We start from the raw sequence: 15,579 nt of genomic DNA on the forward strand, positions 1-15,579 counted from the left end.
GAAAAAAGTGATGCCTACTGGCAGTTCTATCAGGTGCCGCAGGGGCTGTCAGGCCAGTCAAGGCTGCTGATTCTGGCTCAGAAACTTGTCCACCGTAGCGTTGCCCTGCCCCGCATCCCCCGCCACCTGCCACAGCCGCCGTTCAATCCCTTGCGCCAGCAAGTGCCCCACCGCCGATTCAATCGCCGACAGCACGCACAGCTGTGCCGGTTCGTTGGTGGTATAGCCCACCTCAGCTTCCAGCAGCTTCTTGAACTCGATGAACTTGAACACCCCGGCGCTGCGGCCGACCGAATAGATGGTCTTGCTGGTCATCACGTTGGCCAGCACCTGCCCGGTGCGCACATCCACCGCGCGCAGGTTCACGGTCACCTGGTCCACCCGGTACTCGCGGGAAATGTCTATCCCCAGGTAGCGGGCGCCTTCGCCGCCGCTGCGCACGTTGGTGTCGTAGGCGATGATGCCGCCCTCCAGCATAAGGTTGGCGGCCTGCAGCGGTGGCAGTTCGCCCATGATGTTTTCCGCTACATCCGGCTTTTTCTGCGAAGCACGGATGATCTTGCGCTCGGTCAGCAGGTTCTGCAGCCCTTCACGCTCCAGCACCACGAACCAGCCACTGGCACTCAAGGCATCCATCAGCATGCTGGCTGCACCCTGAGTGACACTGGTGGAGAACGAACTGGCCGGGGTGGGTTTGTACTGCCCGGTCTGGTCACGGAAGCCATACACCACTGCCATCAGCCGGCCTTTGGGCCGTGGCATGTTGATCAGGTCGTAGTAAGTCGAGGCGCGTGGGGTCAGGGTCGGGGTTTCCGAGTCCTGTTCGGCCGACATAGGTTCGCGCAGGCTGCAACCACTTTGCAGGCCCAGGGCGGTGAGGATCAGCAGCGTGCTCAGCAGACGTTTCATGGTGTTCTCTCCCCAACATAAAAGCCCTTCCCTCTCAGGGGTTCAGGCCGCTGACCTCAATGATCGAAATCTCGCCTGTGGCACGATCGGTGACCTTGATGCTCAAGGCCCCGGAATCGTCGATGACGTCGATGAGAAACGCGTCGGTCGCCATGCTGCCGGTGCTGCCGTTACTGATGTTGTCCAGCAACTGCGACAACATCCGCGACTCCAGCTGGTTGCTGAAGCGCTCCAGGGCCGTGGTGCCGGTAAAGGCCGAGGCACGGTCCTTGAGGTCGGGGTCGTCGTAGTCGTTCTGCGCCTGGGCGTTGTTCAGCAGCCAGGTGCCGTTCAACGGGTTGCCGCCAAAGGCCGGGTTGACCGGGGTGTACACCAGCTCGGTGGCCTGGGCAGCGCAAGCGCTGGCCAGCAGGCAGGCGGCAATGCAACGTGGAATGCGGTGGTTCATAGCTCGTCCCTCTCCAAGTCGGTGGTGTCCTGTAGCAGGCGTTGCAGCTTGCGTTGAATGATTTGCTGCTTGACCAGGTCGGCGGCTGCCACGGCCTCGTCTTTGAGCTCGGTGGTGTTCGGTGGCAGAAAGCGGCGGTACATCACCTCACGCTCGAACTCCACGGTGACCAGGCTGCCCCAGCGGGCATCCGGGCGTTCGCGTACCACCAGGTTGAAGTCCAGGCGGCTGGTGGCACGCAGGCGGTCGGCGAAGTAGTAGTAAAAGTCGTGGCCGATGTGCGAGATGGTGTTGTCGACGATAAAACCCTGCATCTCGTCTTCAACACCCGCCTTGGCCGAGGTGGCCAGCCCCGCCATCAGCAGCAGGCTCAGGCATAACGCAGCCAGGCGGCTCATGGCGTATCTCCCGGGCCTGCATGGGTCTGCACGCCGCCTGCACTGTCGGTAAACGCCTGCTCGGCAACGAACTGCCAGTCGCTGTAGTGCTCCAGCCCTTCAAAACCACTCCATTCGGCGCTGAAGCCACTGCGCTTGAACGGGGTAGCGTCCGAGCGGCTGTGCACCCCGGTGATGCGGCCGTCGATCGAGCGCAGCAGGCCCCACTCGTCGCTGTTGGTGATGGGGTCGGGGTACAGCCGACGAATGTGCCGCTGGGCCTGCGGAAAGCGGTTGTCCTGCAGCAGGTCGGCCAGCGCCTGCGGGTACTGGGCCAGGCCCGGCGAGGCACGGTAGTAGCTGCGCAAGGCCTGGGCGTACTGGCTGCCCACCCACAGCAGCTGGCGCTCGCGATCACGCTGGGCGGCGCTGGCCCAGATCGTGCCAGTGGCGGCCAGGGCCACGCTGCTGACCGCAATCAGTAGCAGCACACCCAGGTAGGTGAAGCCGCGATCGGCCTTACCATTCAGCGAAGAGGCTACCATCACGCGCCCTCCCTGTGGCACCGCTCTTGATATCCGCCACGCCGCCGGCCGCGCCTTCGGGCGGTGGCACCAGCTGCCAGGCATCGCTGCGCTCGGTGATCGGGTCGACCGGGGTGTTGCGCAGGTAACGTTGCTCCACCAACTGCTCCAGCGAGTCTGGGTAGTGGCCGGTGTCGCCGTAGTAGTGGTCAAGCGACTCGCGCAGCACCGCCAGGCTTTGGCGCAGGGTGGCTTCGCGGGAGCTTTCCAGGCTGTTGAAGTAGCGCGGCATGGCAATGGTCAGCAGCGTGGCGATGATCGCCATGACCACCAGCAGTTCGATCAGGGTGAAGCCTTTGCTGCGTTTCATGGCTGTCACCATTGCCCGTAGGGAATGTTGTTGAGGCCTTTGCCGCGGGCCCTGGAATACACGTCGAACACGTCTTCGCCTTCACGCGGGCTGTCGGGGCTGCTGTCGTAGGCGCGCAGGCCCCAGCCGCCTTGGTCTTCATCCTTGGCCGCCAGCAGCGGGTCATGCGGGATGCGCCGCAGAAAGTAGAACTTGGCGCCCTTGGCACTGCGCACATCGCGCACACCGTCCACCAGTACCTGCAGGTTCGGCGGATAGCCACTGGCGTCCAGGCGCTTTTCGATGTAGCCAGCATCGAACGCCCGCTTGTAGGCATCGATGGCATCGCGTATCTGGTACAGCGCCTCGCGCAGTTGCTGCTCCTTGCCACGGCGGACCACGGTTTCGGTCAACGGCGCGGCCATGCTGGCCAGCAGCCCGAGCAGTGCCAGGGTCAGCACCACTTCGATCAGGCTGAAACCCTGCAGGTGGCGGCGCGCTTTCATGGCCGTGGGCTGCCGTTGACCGGGGCGACCGCCATCTGGCTGTCGACCACGGGCGCGTCGGTGGCCGGCGCATTGCCGGGCACCTCCATCGGCGGTAGCGGTGCCATCTGGCGCACCTGCATGGCCGACTCGGTACCGGTGGAAAACTCCATGTCCGACGGGCTCTGGTACGGCAGGTTGCGCACGATGCGCGGGGTGATCGCCAGCACCAGCTCAGACTTGCTCATGTCGTCCTTGTTGCTGCCGAACAGCCGGCCCAGGCCGGGGATATCTCCCAGCCCCGGGATCTTGTTGCCGCTGGCGTTGTGGTCGTTGCGCACGAGGCCGGCCAATACCTGGGTTTCGCCATCGTGCAGGCGCAGGGTGGTCTGGGCGTTGCGGGTATCGACCTGGACCGGGATGGTGCCCTGGCGGGTAGCCTCCAGCGGGGTGGCGTTGCTGACTTCCAGGGCCACCTTGATCGCCACTTCGTTGTTCAGGTGCACGGTGGGCTGCACTTCAAGCTTCAGGCCTACGTCCAGGTAGGTGACACTTTCGGTAATCACCGGGCCCTGGGTGGACGGCACCGACGTGGCGCTGATGATCGGCACGCGCTGGCCGATGTGAATGCGTGCCTGCTCACGGTTGCTGACGCGGATCACCGGGCTGGCCAGGGTATTGATGTCCTTGTCCTGGGCGTTGATCTTGGCCTGTGGTGCCGGCGAGATGCTGATGCGGCTGGAATCGATGCCGCGCAGCTGGTCGAGCACGCTCACCGACTTGCCGTCGGACGTCAGCACGCCGAAGGTGTTGGGCCACTGCAGGCCAAGGTCGAGGATGCGCGAGGTAGCCACTTCCATCACCTCCACCTCCAGTACCACCTCGGGGTTGGACTGGTCCTGCGACTGCAGCAGCTTCTCGGCCATGCGCACGGCATCGGGGGTGTCGCGCATGGTCAGGGTGTTGAGGCGCTCGTCCACGAACACGTCGCGGGTCTTGAGCATGGTCTTGACCATGTTCAACGCGGTGTTGGCGTCGATGCTGGTCAGGTAGAAGGTGCGCATGACCAGTTCCTGGTAGTCCTTGGTCTTCTGCGGCGAGTCGGGGTAGACCATCAGGGTGTTGTCATTGACGATCTTCTGGCGCAACTGGTTTTGCTCCAGCAGCAGCGCCACCGCGTCCTCGATACGCACTTCACGCACGAAGATGGTGGCCTTCATGTCCGGGCGCAGGTCTTTGTCGAAGATGAAATTGATGCCGGCAACCTGGGACAGCACTTCGAAAATGGTCTTCAGGTTGGCATCGCGAAATTCCAGGGTAACCGGCCGATCCAGCTTGCTGCGCAGCTGCGGAAAGGGCTGCGCGGTGCGCGCCTGGACGTTCTCGATGTCGCTGCGCAGGGCAATGCCCTTCTGGTTCTGCGGGTCCAGGCGCAGCACTTCGCGCATGTAGCGCTCGGCGCCGAACAGGTCGCCCTGGCGCAATGCTGCCTGGCCCAGGGCCACGCGCTCGTCCAGGGTTCGGATCAGCTCCAGCTGGCGCGTACCTTCCTGGGCACGGCGGTTGTTCGGCTCCAGGGTCAGCACCCGGCCATAGCCCATGCGGGCGTTGGCAAAGTCATGGCGGATGCGGTCGGCATCGGCCTGGGTCAGCAGTGCCTCCACGGCGGCCTGGCGGCTGTGGGCCAGGGCGATGTTCAGCTCGGTGTCACGCGGGTCATCGCGCAGGGCCTCTTCCAGCCGGGCAATGCCAGCTTCGTACTGGCCCTCCTTCATCAACTGGTCGCTGTCATTGCGTACCGCGCTGGAGCCGCAGCCGGCAATGGCCACGCACAACGCCAAAAGCAGGAACGGAGCAGGCTTGCACAGCTTTGACGACTTCATGGTGCGCTCCCGACAGACAAGGTCTGTGACTGGTGCAAAGGCAGGTAGACCAGGTTCAGCTCACTGGCCGATACCCGATCGAGGCGATAGGTGTCTTCGATGACGTCGCCCTGGCGCACGACGTAGAGTTTTTCGCCGCTCTGCAGAAAGATCTGCAGATCGTCGTTGTTACCCATACGGCCGATGAACTGGAACGGTAGCGCCGGCGCGGTCGGCGCTGCGGCCACGATGGGCGCGACAGCCACGGGTTGTTCGGTGACGGTGGCCAGGGCTTGGGGTTTGCTCCATTGCTGGGTTGGGAACAGATCTCTGGAGGCCTGTTCCGGCCCTTTCGCGGCTAAAGCCGCTGCCACAGGTTCGGCGTTGCCCACAACGCCTGTGGGAGCGGCGGCGCGGCGATCCGACTTGCCCGCGAAGGTCGCAACGCTGTCTTCCTGGCCGAACCAGTGCCCGGGTGCCCAGGCGATGGCTGCGCTCACGCCAAGAAAGCTGGCCCAGATCACTGCACGTTGTGTGTTCATCATGACCTCGACAGGTAAAGGGTCATGCGCAGGCGGGCATTCAGCTCGCTGTCGCCGATGCGTTTGCGTTGCAGCTCAAGGTCTTCCAGCACCACGGTCGGCAGCTGCTTCAGCAGGCTTTTGAGAAAGCCGCGAATCTGCGGGTAGCTGCCGCGCACCGGCAGCACGATCTGGTAGCGCGCCAGCTGGGTCTTGGGATCAATGCCCAGGGCGTACTCACCGCGCGCCAGGCTGATGTGCTCGGCGCTGGCCAGGTGGTACAGGCGCTCGATCAGCTCGCTGGCCTGGGGCTGCCCCGGCAGTTGCTGGCGAAGGCTGTCGAGGGCTTGCTGCTCGGGCTTGACGGCGATCTTCACCTCGCCACGCTTGACCCGCTCGACCTGGACGCTGGCGTCCGCTTCGGTGGCGCGCAGTTCGCGCACGCTTTGCCACTGCGGCAGCACCCCGGCGCACACCACGCCCACCACCAGCAGGCCCACGGCGGCGGCAGCCAGGCCAACCGGGCCGATGCGGTGGAGGCGTTCCTGAAGGATAAGGCTGTTCAGTGATTCAAGGGCGGGCATGGCCGGTCTCCCAGGTCGCAGTGAGGGTGAAGCGCACCGGGTGCTCAGGCTGCGCGGCCAACACCTCGTGGTTCAGCAGCGATACATCGCTGAGCTCGTCGCTGGCTTCCAGCCGCTGGTGGTACTGCAGCATCGCCTCGAGGTTGCGTGCTTCAGCGGCGATGCGAACCTGGCCTTTACGCGCGTCCGGGGTCAGGCCAAGCAGCGCGACATCGTCTTGCGGCAAGGCTTCGAGCATGGCGAACAGCTGCTGCCATGGGCGTTGCAGTTGTTGCGACACACTGCGCATCTGTGCCAATCGCTCGGTCTGCTCACGGCTGGCAGCGGTACTTAGCGGGGCAGTGGTAGCCGGGCGGCGGCCCAGTTGCAGCTCCAGGCTGTGCACGCTGGCCTCAAGGTCTGCCTGCTCGGCCTGCAATTGCTGTTGCAGCAGCACCAGGCCGGCGACCATGGCGCAGCCCAGGGCCAGCAGCGACCAGGCCAGCGGGCCGCTGCGCCGGGGCTGGAAGTCCAGTTCAAGGCGGCGCATGTCAGGCCACCGCCCGCCACATGGCGCACAGGGGGTCGGCTTCGCTGGCCGGCTGGCACAGCTGCACCGCCGCCAGTTGCGGCACGTCGCCCCGGCCCGGGGCATGCAGGTACACCCGCGGCAGGTGCTCGCCATACAGCTCGCAGGTGCGCTCGATCAGTGCTTGCAGGGCCTGGTCGCTGTCGGCGCAACCTTGCGTCAGCACTTGCTGCCAGGCGCCGCCGGCAGCCAGCAACAGCACGCTGCGGCGCGGCTCGGCCAGCACGAACAGGAAGTCGCCCTGCTGCAGCTGTGGCGAGCAGCGGTTGTAGGCGGCCATCAGGTACGGTTGCACCGAGCGCAGGCTCAGGCGGCTTTCCCGGCCCAGCGCCTGCAACCGTTGCAGCAGTGCGTCGGGCAGCGCTGTAGCGATGCGGGCGGCGCCGGCAGGCTCGGGCGACAGCACGATGCGCCAGTCGTCCAGCGGCTGGCCGTAGAGGTTTTCGAAGCAGGCCCGGGCGTAGGCGTCCAGCTCGCGCGGGTGGCCGATGGCATCACTCCATGGCACCAGGCAGAAGCGGCTGTAGCGGGCCGACAGCAGCACCCGCAACTGGGCGCCACGTACGGCGTGCTCGGCCAACAGACCGGCCAGCGCGTCGACGGCGGGTTCCCAGGCGGGCTGGGCGCCATCGCAACTGAACCCGCGGGTGCCCAGCCACTGGTGTTGGTGTTTGTGCCAGCAACCCAAGCCGACACCCTCGGCGCCCAAAACAGCGCAGAAACGATCAGATGAATGTGACACGGTTGATCTCCTCAAGGGTGGTGCGGCCGTCGCGGACCAGGTCCAGGGCCGAGGCCCGCAGCAGGCGCAGGCCGCGCTGGCAGGCGAGTGTCTTGATTTGCGACAGGGGGCGGCGCTCGACAATCATTTGCCGCAGGTCGTCATCCAGGTGCAGCAGCTCCGCGATCGCGCTGCGGCCGCGAAAGCCACTGCCACGGCACTGGCCGCAACCCTGCACGCGAACGAACCTCCAGCCGGCCACGCCCTCACGGCTCAGGCCCGAGCCATACAGGGTGTCGTCATCCACTTCGCAGGGGCTGGAGCAATGCGGGCAAGCCAGGCGGATCAGGCGCTGGGCCAACACTGCGTTCAATGCGGAGACGAAGCTGTAGGGGTCGACCTGCATCTGGCTGAAGCGGCCAATCACGTCGAACACGTTGTTGGCGTGGATGGTGGTGAACACCAGGTGGCCGGTCAGCGCCGACTGCACAGCAATTTGCGCGGTGTCCGGGTCGCGGATCTCACCGACCAGGATCTTGTCCGGGTCGTGACGCAAGATCGAGCGCAGGCCGCGGGCGAAGGTCAGGCCCTTCTTCTCGTTGACCGGGATCTGCAACACGCCGGGCAGCTGGTACTCGACCGGGTCTTCGATGGTGATGATCTTGTCTACGCCATGGTTGATCTCGCTGATCATGGCGTACAGGGTGGTGGTCTTGCCGCTGCCGGTGGGGCCGGTCACCAGGATCATGCCGTAAGGTTCAGCGGCCAGCCGGCGCAGGGCGCGCAGGGTTTCGTCGGCAAAGCCCAGGGCTTGCAACTGCACGCCACTGACCCGGTCGGACAAGTCCTGCTTGTCGAGCACCCGCAGTACGGCATCTTCACCAAAGATGCTAGGCATGATCGATACACGGAAGTCGATCTGCCGGTCGCCCACGGCAACCTTGAAGCGGCCGTCCTGGGGCACGCGTTTTTCGCCGATGTCCAGTTCGGCCATGACCTTGATGCGCGAGATGACCTGGTCGGCAAAGGCACTGCCACTGGCTTTGCCAGCGCCGTTTAGCACACCGTCGATGCGGTACTTGATGGTCAGGCCCTGGCCGGTCATGCCCAGGTGGATGTCGCTGGCGTGCAGCTTGAGGGCGTCGTACAGGGTGGCGTTGACCAGCTTGACCACGCGGCTCTGGTCTTCGCTGATGCTGGCCAGCGACAGGCGCTGCAGCGGGTCGCCTTCGCTGCTGGCCTCGGCGTCATGGTCAAGGGCATCCACGGCGTGGAAGCTTTCTTCATGGCGGGCCAGGAACGTGGCCAGTTCGGCGGGGTGCGCCAGGTACAACGGCGCGCCTTGCAGCACATCGTCGATCCAGGCCAGGCGGGCGGGGTCGAAGGGGTCGGCGAAAACGCCCAACAGCTGGCCGCCCTGCTCGATCAGCACGAATTCGCGCTTCAGGCACGCGGCGAGGCTGACCTTGTCAAAGCGCGGGCTGCTGGCCAGCAAGGTGTGGCTGGCCAGTACCGGGTAGTGCAGGGTCAGGCCCAGGCGCTGGATGAAGGTGTCGGGGCTGTCGCAGGCAAGGCGCTCGAGGCAGCTGAGCAAGCGCTCGTCGCTGGCTTGCAGGCGGGCCTGGGCCAGCAGGTCGCGGGGGTAGGCTGAGACTGTTGCATCGAATGCTTCTGGCATGGCCTGCGACTCCGCTCAGGGGGCGCGTCGCAGGCTGGCTCAGCCAGGGATGCGGGCGCCGCTATTCCCCTGTGAGCAGTTGATCGTCGTCGGGCCTCGGGGGCTTGCCGCCATTACACCGGCGCTCAGCCAACACCCAGCTTCCATCGTACAACTGCAGGGGGAACGATTCGTTCCTGTTCTGGCGTCGTTCGACGAACCCGTCAGCCGGGTTGTCCGTGGCCCTGCGCCGGCGCTCGATGCCCATCAGGTCGAAGATCGCACGGGCCAGTTCCACCAGTGGAAACGGCTTGAACAGGACATGGCTCACACCCAGCTCGGCGGCTCGCTCACGCACCTCGACGGTGGGGTGGGCGGTAATCAGCATGAAGTGGCACTGCCTGTTCTTGCGTACAGCCTCCAGAACCTGAAAACCTTCCATGTCGGGCAAGCGGTAATCCAGCACGATGACTTGTGGGACCAGGCGTTCAGCCTGCTCGATACCACTGGCACCGTCGTGGGCAACATGAACTTCCAGGCCTTGCGCCTGCAGGTACGCTTGCAGGTTCTGCGCAAGAGTCTGTTCGTCATCGACTACCAATACTCTGTTCACCAAGGTCGACTCCCAAGAACTGCCCGGTTACCCGGTCTGCGAAGTGCGCCCTTGTAAAGGCTTGAGCAGGCTTCGTGCCAGGCGTGAAAAGTCATGTTGCGCCGTTGTAACTCATTGATTCGCTGAGGGTGCTGGCCAGCATCTGATACGCAGCAGGTAGCCGCACCCGCCCAGTTCCCCACAAGCGGGGAAAATGATGGCACATTGCCAAACCGTAAATCCCCAGCATTGGGGGAAACGCTATAAGGGGCCTCAGTCCGCGATCTCAACTGTAGCCGAAGCACGCAAACGTTGGCGCACAGACTGGCGCGCTTGCGCCTGCCGCTGATCGACAAGCGCAGCCCTGGCCAAGGCCAGGCCCTGTTCACGTATGACTGAAGGCTTATCACTTTGGTTCTGCGCTCCTTGCAGTCTTTCCTGGTTGGCATCATAGAACGCCTGCACTTCAGCCTGGCTCGGTGCTTCGACTGCGCTGAGCTGGGCATACACCTGCTGGGCCGCCATGTCTCGCCGGGTGTATTCACTGTACTGTGCCCTATCGAAGCCCGCCTGCGCCAGACGCCGTTCGAAAATGGCCGGGCTGCCGAACGCGGCTTCTACCTCGCCGACATGCGCCGACACCTGCTCGTCGCTGATGACGATGCCTTGGCGCCGCGCCTCCTGCCACAGCAGCTCCTTGTCGATCAGTTCGTCCAGGGCCTGATCGCGCAGGCGCTTGTACAGGCCCGGGTTGCGGATGCTGGTCACCGCACGGCCCTGGGCGTCCAGGTACTCACTGAAATAGCGTTCCAGGCGCGTCAACCCGATCTCCACGCCATTGACCCGAGCCGCCGGTACATCGGCCCAGCTCGGCCCGGCCATTACCAGCAACAGGCACAGCAGCACACTACGCATGGCAACCTCCGCTCAAGGGCTGTCCGGCACCGGCCGGTACGGGGTGACTGCGGTGAAACGCGGCCCGGGCAGGGCCACCGCCACCACATGGGCACCGGCCATGCCCTGGCGGCGGCCGGGGCCAAAGCCCAGCGCCGGGGTCAGGCCGGTAGACACATCGTGCAGGCCTTCCAGTGCGCCAATCAGTTGCTCGCGGCTGGCATCACGGCCGATCTGCTTGAGCGCTTCGCTCAGCAGGCGCAACGCGCACAGGGTATTGACCTGCAACGACGCCTGGCGTGGGTCCAGACCTTGGCGCTGCTGTAGCCCGGCGAGGGTAGCCAGGCCTTGCTCGGTCCAGTCTTCGGGTACATAGGGATAGGCCAGAAACACCCGTTGCGACCATTGTTCGGGCAAGCGCGCCACGGCGCTGGCCACTTGGCTGGACGCGGCGAACAGGTACGGCTTGCGGCCTGCTGCCTGCAATGCCGTCGCCAGTTCGGCAAATGCCTGGGCGCGGCCCAGGAATACAATTCCCTGCCCCTCCACGGCCTTGCCATCGAAGGCCTCAATGGTGGGGGGCGCCCAGCCTTGCTGCAACAGCCGCTCGCGTACCTGCTCGGCCGCGGCTGCCTGCTCGTTGCCGGCGTACACCACGCGCAAATCGCCCGGTGCCAGGCCCAAGGCTGCTCGGGCGTGGCCAGCCAGGCTCAGCAGTTGCGTAGGCAGGCCAGGCAGTGGGTCGAATATCTGTGCGCTGCCACCACTGCGCGGGGTGCTGCCGATCAGGGGCACATTCTGCGGTGCCAGCAAGGAGGCCAAACGCAGGTCGAGCATCGGTGCCAAGGGCGAAATCAGGGCGAACACGCGCTCGCGCTCCAGCAACTGCTGCAAGGCTTGCTCGGCGCTGGCCGGGTCTTCACCCGGGTCCAGCACGACCAGTTGCAGACGCCGCCCGTGAATGCCGCCTTGCTGGTTGAGTTGCGCCAGCCCGTCTTCCAGCACCGCGCGTACCACCAGCCCGACCTCGGCCAGCGGCCCGGAGGCAGGCAGCAAGGTGCCCAGGCGCAGTACGCCCTCCTCTATGCCGGGGTCGCGCTCCTCGGCCAGGCGCTTGAGGTAGGCGGTAAGGTTGCGCTGGTCGGCCATGGTCAGTTCGAAGCGTGGCATGGCCGGGTCCAGGCGGTTGCCAGCCGGGTCTACACCCTGCTGGATGGCCCTGGCCAGGCTGCGGTCGGTATAAGCCGGGTAGCTGCGGACGTTGGCTTCGCGTGCGCCCTGGCCTTGTGCCAGGCGTTGCCAGTCCAGGTTGGGTGGGCGCACGCCGCCTTCGGCGCGGCCACGGCCGTCGTTGCCGTGGCAGCTGGCGCAGGGCAGCACGCTGGCGGGCACACTGATGTCGCTGGCGCCGACCCGGGCCTGCAATTGTGCATCGCTGCTGGAGACCCCTTCGCGGTAGAGGCGTTTGCCGGCTTGTTCGTTGGCAGTGAGATCAAAGGCCAGGGCTGAACTGCAGAGGCTGACACTGACGAGCAACACCATAAATTTTGCAGTGTTCATGCCGGCCTCTTCGCGGGGCAAGCCCGCTCCCACAGGATCAGTACAAGCCTGAGGGCTATGAAAAAACTGTGGGCGCTAACTTTTGCAGTGTTCATGCCGGCCTCTTCGCGGGGCAAGCCCGCTCCCACAGGATCAGCACAAGCCTGAGGGCTATGAAAAAACTGTGGGAGCGGGCTTGCCCCGCGAAGAGGCCGGCACGGCGAGCCCAGGCGCGCATGGCAATCACCGCCCTGCCAGAGGCTGGGTCAGTAACTGCATGCGCTGGGCAATCGCTGCCGGTGGTGCATCCGGGCGGATCTTGCTCCAGCGTTTGCCCGCCACATCACCGGCAATCAGCTGCGTGGAATGCTGCTCTGGGCTGGGCAGGAACTGGCCGATGCGGCCGAGCACCAGGTCGACATTGGCTTTGTCGCCGGTCAGGAACAACCAGTTCGGCCCATCCACCCCCTGTTTCTCGGCAAACGCCTTGAGTGCTTGCGGGGTATCGTTGAGCGGGTCGCTGCTGATCGACACGAAGGCCACCTGGCTGGCCAGTTGCGGCCCCATGGCCTGGCGCACTTCGCGCAGCTTGCGGGTGATCAACGGGCAGGCGTCGGTGCAGTGGGTGAAGATCACGTTGAGCATCACCACCTTGTCTTTGAGCACATCACTGTAGAAACGCAGCTCGCGGCCGTTCTGGTCCTTCAGTACGGTATCGGTGAACCAGGTCTGGGCATCGCGGGTGCCGCCGCCACTGGTCATCGCCCGGGGGGCTGGTTGCGGCTCGGGGGCCTGCTCCACGTGGCCTTCGTGGGCGAACGCCACCGAAGCGAGAATCCACAGGCAGCCGCCCAGCACCAGCCAGTCGAAACCGCGCATGCCGCCGCGGGAGGTTACAGAGCTCATGGTTTCACCTCATGGTGGTCGGCAATGGCCGTGCTTTTGGCGTGCGCCCGACGGGCGCTGAGACGGTTTATTTCTTCGATCAGTACCGTTGGATCGGTGAAGCCGTAGTAGCGCGTCCAGTGCCCGCTTCGCCCGTCACCCACCAGGATCAGCGGCGGGTGCTGGCTGAGGTCGGCGCTGAAGCTGCCCAGGCCCTTGAGGGTTTCGGTGATGGCGTAGGGGGTGCCGGTCAGCCAGCTCCAGCCCGGCCCCTTCTGGAAGGCCTTGGCGTAATCCTGCAGGCGCTTGGCATCGTCACGCTGCGGGTCGACGCTGATCGAGACCATGCTGATCTCCTCACCTACCCGGCCACCCAGCTGTTGCTGGACCTTGCCCATGATCGACGACACCACCGGGCACACCGTTGTGCAGCTGGTATAGATAAAGCCCATGACCACCAGGTGGTCACTGACCAGGTCCTGCTCCAGGCGTACCGGCATGCCGTCCTGGTTCAGCAGGGAAACGTCGGCAAAACGCACACTGGTCTTTTCCTGGCGAGCCGCCGGTGGCGGCTCGGCGTGGCCTTTGTGATCGTGCCCGGCGTGGGCCATGGCCAGGTTGCTGGCAAGGGCCAGGCTCAGGGCCAGCAGTTGGAAAGAATGCTTGGCGTTCATCGCACACTCCTCATGTCAGTCCGGGAAGCGTTGGTCGCTGCGGCCGGCAGGACGCGCAGGCTGGTGTAATTCTCTTCGGCGAACTTGCGTCCCAACGATGGCGACTGCACATGCAGGTACCAGGCGCCGGCTTCGGGCAGTGTCAGGGCCGCCTGATAGACACCCTGCCCCACCTCCAGCAACTGCAGGTTGCGTGGCATGGACGACGGCGCCAGGAAGTAGCGCAGGCTCAGGTCAGTGAGGCCCAGCCGCGGTTGGCCGTCATCACCGACGATGCGTACCCGAGCGGTAATGGCGCTGTGCTGCGGCAGCGGTTGGTCCAGGCCGATGAACTCTGCGTGCGCGCCCTTGCGCTTGCCGGCATTGGGCGCTTCGGCGACATCGGCGCTGAAGCAGTGGATGATCTGCGGCTGGTTGAGCAGAAAAGCCACGTCAAATTTGCCGGCAGCGGGCAGTTTTACCGTTGAGCCGTACACCCCGGGTGCCACCTCGCGCAGGCTGCGGTCGATGACGATGGCGGCGCGGGCCTGATGACCACGGTTGTTGTAACCGGACATCGGCGCATTCATGCCCTCGGCGTAAAAGTAGGTGGTGTTGTCCACCGGGTTGACCACGAACACCGAGTTGTCATCACGTGACACCGACAACCCCTGGGCCAATGGCAGGTCACCCGCCTGGCGCGGCGCTGCAGGGCCGGCCTCGAAGCCCTGAACGATCGGCGAGCGCCCTTCGCCCAGGCTGGACAGGTTGATCATGGTCACTTTCGGGGACGCCAGGCCGCGCACATAGGCATAGGCCTTGGTGAAGGTCAGTTGGTAGGGTTCGGCCGCCACCGGAATCTGGTGGATCAGCTTGTCGGTACTGGCATCGATCACCAGGGCCTGGTTCTCAAGGGTGTTGAGCACCACGCCGTAGCGGCCATCGCTGCTGAAACGCATCGGCCCGAGGCCCTGCTCGGCCTTGACCGTGTGGCGCAGCTGGTGGCTGCGCGCATCGAACACCCGCACGCTGCCTTCCTCGCCATCGACCACGTAAACGGCCTGGGACAGCGCCGAGTAGCTGACCGACAGCGGGTGCGGGCCAACCTTGATGGTTTTGGCAAGGCGCATTTGCGGGATATCGATGACGCTGAGGGTACCGCTGTCGCGGTTGCTGACGTAGGCAAAGCGCGAGTCGGCGCTGAAGGCAATTTCGTGATGCCCGGTGCCGGTGTTGAAGCTTTTAAGAGGCGTGCGCCCCGGCACGTCGATGACCGTCACCCCACCTTTGGCCGGGTCACTGCTGTTGTTGCCGACCCACAGCCGGTGCTGATCGGGTTGCAAGGCCACGCGCAGCGGCTGCTCGCCGGCGTCCAGGTCGGCCACGCGGGTGAAGGTTTCGGTATCGATGACCGCCACCTTGCCGCGCTCGGGGATCGACACGAACACTTGCTTGTCGTCGGCAGTGGCCACCCAGTCCATTGGCCGCCCGGGCAGGTCGATGCGGGCCATGGTGCTGGTCACGCCGCCCACCGAAACGGTCGGATCGATCACCGTCAGGCTGGCGTCGTTGTTCAGCATCAACAGGAAATAGCTGTTCAGGTCGAGCAGCGGTCGGGCGCCGATGCTGCTCTTGAGAAACAGCGCGACCCGCGCCTTGCAGCTTTGGCTGCGGTCGCCTGTCGGGGCCGACTGCGCCGGGTCGATCCACGCCCCCGGCGCCATGCCCGACAGCGGCTGGCCGCTGGTCTGGTCGCTGACCTTGAAGCGGATGTTGGCGAAGGCGCCTTCCTTCAACTCGCCCCCGGCCAGCGGCCGGGCCTCGAACTCCACGGTCACGCCGTCCCGGCTGAGCCGGTGCAGGGCCTGCGGGTCGGCAGGTTCCTGCAACAGCTCGCGCGGATCGCACCAGAGCTTTTCATACGCCACGCCCAGGCCGATCAGCGCCACTCCCAGCAATACCCCCAAGTAAGCAGGGCGAGTCTTTTTGTTCATGCTCGCGCTCCCCTTCT

18 protein-coding genes are annotated in these 15,579 nt (G+C 65.1%); all 18 read right to left on the reverse strand.

Annotated elements, in window-relative coordinates; genetic code table 11:
* Window positions 1–57: 57 nt before the first annotated feature.
* On the reverse strand, window positions 58–909 hold the full coding sequence (locus OZ911_RS15485; RefSeq protein ID WP_016487338.1) for a CsgG/HfaB family protein: 852 nt from the start codon (window positions 907–909) through the stop codon (window positions 58–60).
* 34 nt (window positions 910–943) lie between these two features.
* Window positions 944–1,357: a curli assembly protein CsgF gene (locus tag OZ911_RS15490; protein WP_016487339.1), complete on the reverse strand. Its 414-nt coding sequence runs from the start codon at window positions 1,355–1,357 to the stop codon at window positions 944–946.
* Window positions 1,354–1,755 (reverse strand): curli production assembly/transport protein CsgE, encoded by a 402-nt coding sequence (gene csgE / locus OZ911_RS15495; protein ID WP_016487340.1) that lies wholly within the window; start codon window positions 1,753–1,755, stop codon window positions 1,354–1,356. Before csgE ends, OZ911_RS15490 begins: the two co-directional genes overlap by 4 nt.
* The gene (locus OZ911_RS15500; protein WP_023049213.1) at window positions 1,752–2,279 is read right to left on the reverse strand and encodes a type II secretion system protein; all 528 of its coding nucleotides are present in this window, start codon (window positions 2,277–2,279) and stop codon (window positions 1,752–1,754) included. The genes csgE and OZ911_RS15500 overlap by 4 nt, the downstream gene beginning before the upstream one ends.
* The gene (locus OZ911_RS15505) at window positions 2,254–2,628 is read right to left on the reverse strand and encodes a type II secretion system protein (protein ID WP_023049214.1); all 375 of its coding nucleotides are present in this window, start codon (window positions 2,626–2,628) and stop codon (window positions 2,254–2,256) included. The genes OZ911_RS15500 and OZ911_RS15505 overlap by 26 nt, the downstream gene beginning before the upstream one ends.
* Window positions 2,629–2,633: 5 nt before the next feature.
* On the reverse strand, window positions 2,634–3,113 hold the full coding sequence (locus OZ911_RS15510; protein WP_016487343.1) for a type II secretion system protein: 480 nt from the start codon (window positions 3,111–3,113) through the stop codon (window positions 2,634–2,636).
* Window positions 3,110–4,975, reverse strand: a complete 1,866-nt coding sequence (locus OZ911_RS15515; RefSeq protein WP_023049215.1) for a secretin GspD/PilQ domain-containing protein — start codon at window positions 4,973–4,975, stop codon at window positions 3,110–3,112. Before OZ911_RS15515 ends, OZ911_RS15510 begins: the two co-directional genes overlap by 4 nt.
* Complete coding sequence (locus tag OZ911_RS15520) at window positions 4,972–5,496, reverse strand: hypothetical protein (protein ID WP_023049216.1); 525 nt, start codon at window positions 5,494–5,496, stop codon at window positions 4,972–4,974. The genes OZ911_RS15515 and OZ911_RS15520 overlap by 4 nt, the downstream gene beginning before the upstream one ends.
* Window positions 5,496–6,059: a GspMb/PilO family protein gene (locus tag OZ911_RS15525; protein WP_016487346.1), complete on the reverse strand. Its 564-nt coding sequence runs from the start codon at window positions 6,057–6,059 to the stop codon at window positions 5,496–5,498. The genes OZ911_RS15520 and OZ911_RS15525 overlap by 1 nt, the downstream gene beginning before the upstream one ends.
* Complete coding sequence (locus tag OZ911_RS15530) at window positions 6,046–6,588, reverse strand: PilN domain-containing protein (RefSeq protein ID WP_060517948.1); 543 nt, start codon at window positions 6,586–6,588, stop codon at window positions 6,046–6,048. The genes OZ911_RS15525 and OZ911_RS15530 overlap by 14 nt, the downstream gene beginning before the upstream one ends.
* 1 nt (window position 6,589) lies before the next feature.
* Window positions 6,590–7,369 carry a hypothetical protein gene (locus OZ911_RS15535; RefSeq protein WP_070086652.1) on the reverse strand — a complete coding sequence of 260 codons (780 nt, stop codon included), beginning with the start codon at window positions 7,367–7,369 and terminating at the stop codon, window positions 6,590–6,592.
* Window positions 7,353–9,026, reverse strand: a complete 1,674-nt coding sequence (locus OZ911_RS15540) for a GspE/PulE family protein (RefSeq protein ID WP_060517950.1) — start codon at window positions 9,024–9,026, stop codon at window positions 7,353–7,355. The genes OZ911_RS15535 and OZ911_RS15540 overlap by 17 nt, the downstream gene beginning before the upstream one ends.
* A 61-nt stretch (window positions 9,027–9,087) precedes the next feature.
* Window positions 9,088–9,621: a response regulator gene (locus tag OZ911_RS15545; RefSeq protein ID WP_016487349.1), complete on the reverse strand. Its 534-nt coding sequence runs from the start codon at window positions 9,619–9,621 to the stop codon at window positions 9,088–9,090.
* 249 nt (window positions 9,622–9,870) lie between these two features.
* On the reverse strand, window positions 9,871–10,512 hold the full coding sequence (locus OZ911_RS15550) for a SurA N-terminal domain-containing protein (RefSeq protein ID WP_023048795.1): 642 nt from the start codon (window positions 10,510–10,512) through the stop codon (window positions 9,871–9,873).
* A 12-nt stretch (window positions 10,513–10,524) separates the two neighbouring features.
* Window positions 10,525–12,051: an ABC transporter substrate-binding protein gene (locus OZ911_RS15555; protein WP_268968362.1), complete on the reverse strand. Its 1,527-nt coding sequence runs from the start codon at window positions 12,049–12,051 to the stop codon at window positions 10,525–10,527.
* A gap of 222 nt (window positions 12,052–12,273) precedes the next feature.
* Window positions 12,274–12,936, reverse strand: coding sequence for an SCO family protein (locus tag OZ911_RS15560; protein WP_023049126.1), 663 nt, complete (start codon window positions 12,934–12,936; stop codon window positions 12,274–12,276).
* A complete protein-coding gene (locus OZ911_RS15565; RefSeq protein WP_016487353.1) occupies window positions 12,933–13,589 on the reverse strand; it encodes an SCO family protein in 657 nt (218 codons plus the stop codon). The genes OZ911_RS15560 and OZ911_RS15565 overlap by 4 nt, the downstream gene beginning before the upstream one ends.
* The gene (locus tag OZ911_RS15570; RefSeq protein WP_070087009.1) at window positions 13,586–15,562 is read right to left on the reverse strand and encodes a cytochrome D1 domain-containing protein; all 1,977 of its coding nucleotides are present in this window, start codon (window positions 15,560–15,562) and stop codon (window positions 13,586–13,588) included. The genes OZ911_RS15565 and OZ911_RS15570 overlap by 4 nt, the downstream gene beginning before the upstream one ends.
* Window positions 15,563–15,579: the final 17 nt, after the last annotated feature.

This window comes from Pseudomonas fortuita, assembly GCF_026898135.2.
Lineage (GTDB): Bacteria > Pseudomonadota > Gammaproteobacteria > Pseudomonadales > Pseudomonadaceae > Aquipseudomonas > Aquipseudomonas fortuita.